The organism is Kitasatospora sp. NPDC057518, from assembly GCF_042802075.1.
GTDB lineage: Bacteria > Actinomycetota > Actinomycetes > Streptomycetales > Streptomycetaceae > Kitasatospora.
Window position 1 is genome coordinate 1 of sequence record NZ_JBHVEU010000529.1, and the last position, 5,692, is coordinate 5,692.

Sequence of the window (5,692 nt, forward strand, 5' to 3'; positions counted from 1 at the left end):
GCCCCGGCCCGGACCCTCGGGGGCCGGCGGTCAGCCGGAGACCACCAGCCGGGCCAGCACCGGCAGGTGGTCCGAGGCCACCGGCTCCTCGGTGACCAGGCCGACCCGCACCGGCGTCACCCCCCGGCCCGCGAAGACGTAGTCGATGCAGTCCCGCGGAGCATCGGCCGGGAACGTCGCCACCGGACCACCGTCGAGAACCGTCCAGGAATCGGTGAAAGCAGCCCGAAGCCTGGTTATCTCCGACGTCCCCGGGGCGGCGTTGAAATCGCCGAGCAAAATGGCCGGACCGGTTTCCCCGATCAACTCCACGACTTCTTCCGCCTGGCGGATCCGGTCGATTTCAGAGAACAGCTCCAGATGCGTGACGAAGACCTGCAGCGGAATTCCGCCGAGGTCGATCTCGACGTGCAGCAGGCCGCGCTGCTCCTCCCCGGGGGACCGGAAGAGGTGGGTGTTCCGCGCACGGGTGATCGGGTGCCGGGACAGCACCGCCGTACCGTACTGGGACCGCGGAGCCGTCGGCGCCGCCGGGTCCAGGTCGATGTTCGCCCCGTACGCCGGGTGGTAGCCGAGCGACCGCGCCAGCTCCGCCACCTGGTCGTTCCACTGGCTGCGCCCGTCGAAGTGCCGGTCCACCTCCTGGAGCCCGACGATCTCCGCACCGCTGCGCCGGATCACCCGGGCGATCCGTTCCAGGTCGAGGACGCCGTCCGTTCCCTCCCCGTGGTGGATGTTGAACGACAGGACGTCGACGGTAGCTTCGGCGGAATCCAACCGGCTGTCCATGCGCACTCCTTTTCCACGGCGGACCGTTCCGCCGCTGCGTTGCCTGATCGGCCGGAGCCCATTGAATACGATCGCCGGCCGGTCCGGCAGAAATTCCCCTCCTGGCGAACGGGCGCCAGTATTGTCGAAATTCCCGCCGCCCCGCCGTAAAACGCCCCGAGGCGGCAGACGCGGAAAATCGGTGCGCCGGCCGACGTGGAGGTACGAACCCGCGGGCGCGGGGAGGACGACCTGGTGGCCGTCGCCGTTCTGCTCGGCGTCGGCTGACCCCGTGTCGGCGTACAGGAAAACTGCGCAGGCCGGTGCAGACCAACGTGCGCGCGGCGGATGGTGGGTTCAGCCTTCCCTTCGTGTGATGTCGAGGGCTCCGTCGTGTAGGGCGAAGCGGCGGGCTGCCTTGTCGTCAGCCGTGACGGAGGGCCGGCCGGCGCCTTGGAACGCCGCCGTCCGCAACTGGAAGCGGGCGGGGCTGGCGCCGCACATCGCGCGCAGCCGCCACGGGTCGTTCTCGGCGTTCCGCGGGTGCGGCGGCACGGCCAGGTGCACGAGGGCAGAGGCGTCGTGGTCTGCGCCGTAGCGTGTGTGTGCCGAGGTGTAGGAGGCCATCCGGAGTTCGACCTCTACCGGGCCGGGTACCGTCGCGAGGTTCGGAGTGGGCTGCTGCGATGTGCCGGTGATCGGGTGTGGTTGGTCCTGGTCGCGGAGGACGACGAGGAGATCCGGTCGGTGGACGGTCTCCGCCAGCTCGCTGGCGAACCACTTCGCGAGGGCTGGGCCGCCGCGTCTGACCCAGGTCTCGACCAGGTGGCGGAAGGCGGCTTCCCGTCGGTGGGGTAGGCGGTGAGCACCCGCGGCGAGGATTGCCTCGCCGGCTCCGGTGAAGGCTCGGTGGAAGTCGCGTACGGGGACCCGGTCCGCATGCCTGGGACTACGCACCATGCGGACGTGCAGCATGGCGTGGTGCAGAACGGTCGCTGCGGCCATGGCGTTGGCGCCCAGGTGCCCCTCCTGCGGGGAGGTGCCGCGAGCAGGTCGGGTGTCGCGGGGTGGTGTGGTCGCGTCGGCCTGGCGCCCGGCCGAGGACAGGTGCTAGCAGCGGTCGTCCGGGCAATGGTCGGCCGTCGCCGCGCAGAGTATCCCGCGGGCCCCCAGGGCGATTGACACGCCGTCCGCTCGCGCTCCAAGGACGGCGCCCCGGGCGTCATCGGAATCGAAGCGGACCTCGGTGATGTCGCGCAGCCATATATTCAGCGTCGCGCTCTCGGCCGGGGTGCCGTCGTCGACGGGGTAGGAACGGGTGACAGCCAGTTCGAGCTGGCCGACGAGACGGCTGCCGGCCCGCTCGATCCGCAGATGGCGGACCTCGGCCGATGAAAGGTCGTAGTCGGCGGCCAGGCTCTCCGCGGCGTGCGCCGTCAGCGACATCACCGGGGCCATCACCTGTCCCAGATAGTCACGGCCCGGCGTGGACGGCTTCCCCGATGTGAGGAGCCCGTCCAACGAGTGCCCGGCCGCCGCAGCCTGCTCGATCATCCAGGTGCGCCGATCCTCACCGAGGCCGGCCATCCATTCCAACGCTGCCAGAGACCGACGCTCGCGCCCGCCTCGCGTGCCGGCCGTCGCCGCCCGAAACAGCGGAAAGGTGTTGTTGTCCCACACGTCCGCCGCCATGTGGATCGTCTCCCGGTCGAAGCACCGGGCGTCCGCGGCAGCATCGGCGATCTGCACCAGCGACCGATCCAGCAGCGCCCCCAACACGGTGAGGGCAGAACCTCGTTGGCCGCGCGCCGCTCCGCACGGCCCACCCGTGCTCACACGGCGCTGCGGAGAGGAAGCATCAAAGTTCGCCATGCCGGGATCGTTGCACGAAACACGATCACATCGAACAGGGCCCTGAGCACGATCGTTCGTACCGAGCTCAGCACTTGAGCGTAGCGCCGACGGATGTACCAGGATGTGGTCATGCAGACTGGTGGGGGTGGCGGGGGCGATCTCGCGATGGATCTGTTGCGGGCGATGCGGCGTCGGGCCGGGCAGCGTCGTTTCGTACCGGACGGGCCAGTGCGGCGTGGGCCGTTGCGTCGGCCCTACGGCAGTGAGCCTCAGGTGCTGGCGGAGCTCATCGAGGTCGCGGAGGCAGCGGTCACGTTGAACCGTCCCGGCGGTACCGGGCCAGCCATTCCAAGCTCACGTCGTTTCCCTGCCGGCGCGTGAGCGGCTCCACCGGCCGGCCGCCTCGCGCGACTCCCAGGCTGTCCAGGAGCCGGTCCACCACACCCTCCGGGTCCGTCAGCGCGTCCTCGTACGTCACCGTGATCGGCGTGATCCCGCTGTCGGAGAACCGGCGCGCCCACTCCTCGTTCTGCTCCCGGATCATGTGCTCCCAGTGCGCGATCCGGTCGCGACGGTAGGGAACGTCAGCACCCACGCCACGAACGTCGTCGGCATACCAGACGTCGGTCTCCAGCGCCCGGTACAGAGACACCGCTTGTGCCGCCGTGTCCAGCCGCCGGTTCCACACATATACCGGGCGGTCGAAGGCGCGCTCGATCACCTCGCGCCAGCTCGCTCCACTCGCGGACTGGTATCGCCGCAGCCCGGCGACGACCTCGTCCAGGTACGACCCCATGACGATCAGGCCCAACACGCCGTTGGCTGAAGTCCCGATCCGCATCAGCTTTCGTAGCTGGTCCGGCTGCGTCCGGTGCGCCGGACCGATCGGGATGTCCTCACCGTCCAGTTCGGTAACGTGGTTGTACAGGTACTCCTGCGGGTTGCCCGACAAGCCCGTGCTCTCCAGCAGACCGGCCAGCAGATGAGTCCCTGACCTCGGTGTGCTGCAGATGAGCAGGCATCTGCCCGCCGCCGGCGCCACGTCGCTCGTTCGCGCCACAGGTCGCACCCCCTCTTTGAGCGCCTTGACCGTCGCTCGACCCCCCCTTAGCGTAGTGGTTCCTGGGTCGCACACGTGGGGGGTCGGGGGATGCGCATAGCGATCGCGTTCGACGGTCAGTACGCATCGGCGGCACGCAACATGCTGTCGTCGCTGGCCCGTTGCCTCCCGCCGAAGAGCGGTGTGCGCATCTCGGCACTGATGACAGATGACTCGCCGAGTGCCGACGTCGTCGAGCACGCGATGTCCCGCGGGCTCGATCTGGAGGTCGTCCGTCTGCGCCGCGACCTGTCCGACCTGCCACTGCTGCGCTACCTGACCGGCGCGACGTACGCGCGCCTGTTCCTGCCAGAGCTGGTGCCGGACGACGTGGCGCTGTACATGGACGTGGACGTCGTGCTGATGCGAGACGTGACAGAGCTGTTCGCGACGGACCTTGGTGACAGACCCCTCGCGGCCGTGCGGGACATGTGGCGTCCCAACCTGCACGAGGCGTTGGCAGGCGGAAGCAACGGACGATTCGCGCCCGACGCGCCCTACTTCAATGCGGGGGTGATGCTGTGCAACCTCCGCCAGTGGCGTCGGGAGAGCTTGACCGAGCGGGCCCTCGACTGGCTCGCGAGCCAGGATCAGGTCCCGGTCTGTCTGGAGCAAGATGCGCTCAACGCGCTCACGCACGGTCGATGGATCGAGCTGGATCCGCGCTGGAACGTGTTCCCGATGACTGACTTCCGCGACATCCCGCCCGAGGCTTGGCCGCCGCGACTGGGTACGGAGTACCACGCGTACCGGGATCAGGAGCGACGCGCCTTCGTGCTCCACTTCATCGGCTCCCGCAAGCCATGGCGTCACCCGTACCCGGACACCGAGAACCTCAGGCGATATCGTCACTTCACCACGCCGACCGTCGAGGACCTGACGCCGAACCCTGTCACCTCGCCGTCTCGGCCGATCTCCCCGACCGTCGAGGACCTGACGCCGAACGCTGTCACCTCGCCGTCTCGGCCGACCTCCCCGACCGTCCCGGAGACGCCGCCCCTGGCGCTTACCGGGGGAGGGGGGTCGGCGACATCGCCGGCGGCGGTGTTCGGCTACCCAAACCGGCGTGATCAGGACAAACGACCCGAGCGTCGCAAGAGGCCTCGCTTCGTCTGACCAAGAAGTACGCCTACGGCGACGCCCTCCACGTCGTTCTGGTCGGACGCTTGGCGGCGGAGCCGGAGGCGTTCCAGACGGCTCCGGGCTCCAGCCATCGCCATCGTCTTCTGTTCGCACGGTCCGCTCCACCAGGCCCATGCGACGCACCCGCTGCGGCACAGTGTTCCTTGAAGCCTCAGCAAGCCGGTCAGGCAGAAGACGTGTCACCTAGCTTTCAGCACACCGTCCCGGGGAAGTGGCACGAAACCCGGAACGATCAAGGTGGCACGGAGCGCGAATCCAACGAAACGCAACGTCGCGTGCACGGCCGGCGGCGCGGTGGTCACCGTGGTGTCCGCGCCGTTCGTGTTCGTGGGCGCCCTGTTCGCGAGGTTCCTCTACTACGGCACCCTGTACCTGGCCTTCCTCGCGCTCCCCGTCACCGCGGTGGCCGGCCTGGTCGCCGGGTTCCAGCGCGCCAAGGGGCGGGACCGCGGCCGTGGGCCGGCCCGCTTCGCCTGGGCGTGCGCGGCGCTCACGCTGACCGGCTGGCTGGCCGTCAGCGCCTGGATCCTGACGCTGCGCTGATCGTCAGGCCCCTCGACCTCCTGGACGGCATCATCCGCGAGTGATGTGCCGTCCCTGCGGCCCGCGCCAACCGCTGCGACATCGGATCGCGACGTCTGCCGTTCCGACGTCGGCGGGCTCGGACGCCGAGGTCGTAGGCCACGGAGCCGAGGGCGAGGACGACGAGCGGCCACACGAGCGGGGAGTCGGGCGGAACGGTACCGGACCGCAGCGCGCCGCCGACCGGGCCGGTGCCGGCCATGGCGGTGCCGGCCGGCGCGCGCACCGGCAGGCCCGACCAAGGCC

6 protein-coding genes are annotated in these 5,692 nt (G+C 69.6%); 2 read left to right on the top strand and 4 right to left on the bottom strand.

Translation table 11 applies throughout. The annotated features are described in order from the left end of the window. Positions 1-30: 30 nt before the first annotated feature. From ACFU7Z_RS35135 to ACFU7Z_RS35150, 4 genes are all read right to left on the bottom strand, one after another. Positions 31-789 (bottom strand): endonuclease/exonuclease/phosphatase family protein, encoded by a 759-nt coding sequence (locus ACFU7Z_RS35135; protein WP_380782049.1) that lies wholly within the window; start codon positions 787-789, stop codon positions 31-33. A gap of 336 nt (positions 790-1,125) precedes the next feature. Beyond that, positions 1,126-1,773, bottom strand: a complete 648-nt coding sequence (locus ACFU7Z_RS35140) for a hypothetical protein (protein ID WP_380782051.1) — start codon at positions 1,771-1,773, stop codon at positions 1,126-1,128. A gap of 105 nt (positions 1,774-1,878) precedes the next feature. Continuing rightward, entirely contained in the window at positions 1,879-2,544 is a 666-nt protein-coding gene (locus ACFU7Z_RS35145; protein WP_380782053.1) for a hypothetical protein, read from the bottom strand. A 388-nt stretch (positions 2,545-2,932) separates the two neighbouring features. Then, a complete protein-coding gene (locus ACFU7Z_RS35150) occupies positions 2,933-3,682 on the bottom strand; it encodes a Stf0 family sulfotransferase (RefSeq protein ID WP_380782055.1) in 750 nt (249 codons plus the stop codon). A 90-nt stretch (positions 3,683-3,772) separates the two neighbouring features. Between ACFU7Z_RS35150 and ACFU7Z_RS35155 the strand changes: the two genes are divergently transcribed. Further along, positions 3,773-4,837, top strand: a complete 1,065-nt coding sequence (locus tag ACFU7Z_RS35155) for a glycosyltransferase family 8 protein (RefSeq protein WP_380782057.1) — start codon at positions 3,773-3,775, stop codon at positions 4,835-4,837. A 330-nt stretch (positions 4,838-5,167) separates the two neighbouring features. Beyond that, positions 5,168-5,407, top strand: coding sequence for a hypothetical protein (locus ACFU7Z_RS35160; RefSeq protein WP_380782059.1), 240 nt, complete (start codon positions 5,168-5,170; stop codon positions 5,405-5,407). Positions 5,408-5,692: the final 285 nt, after the last annotated feature.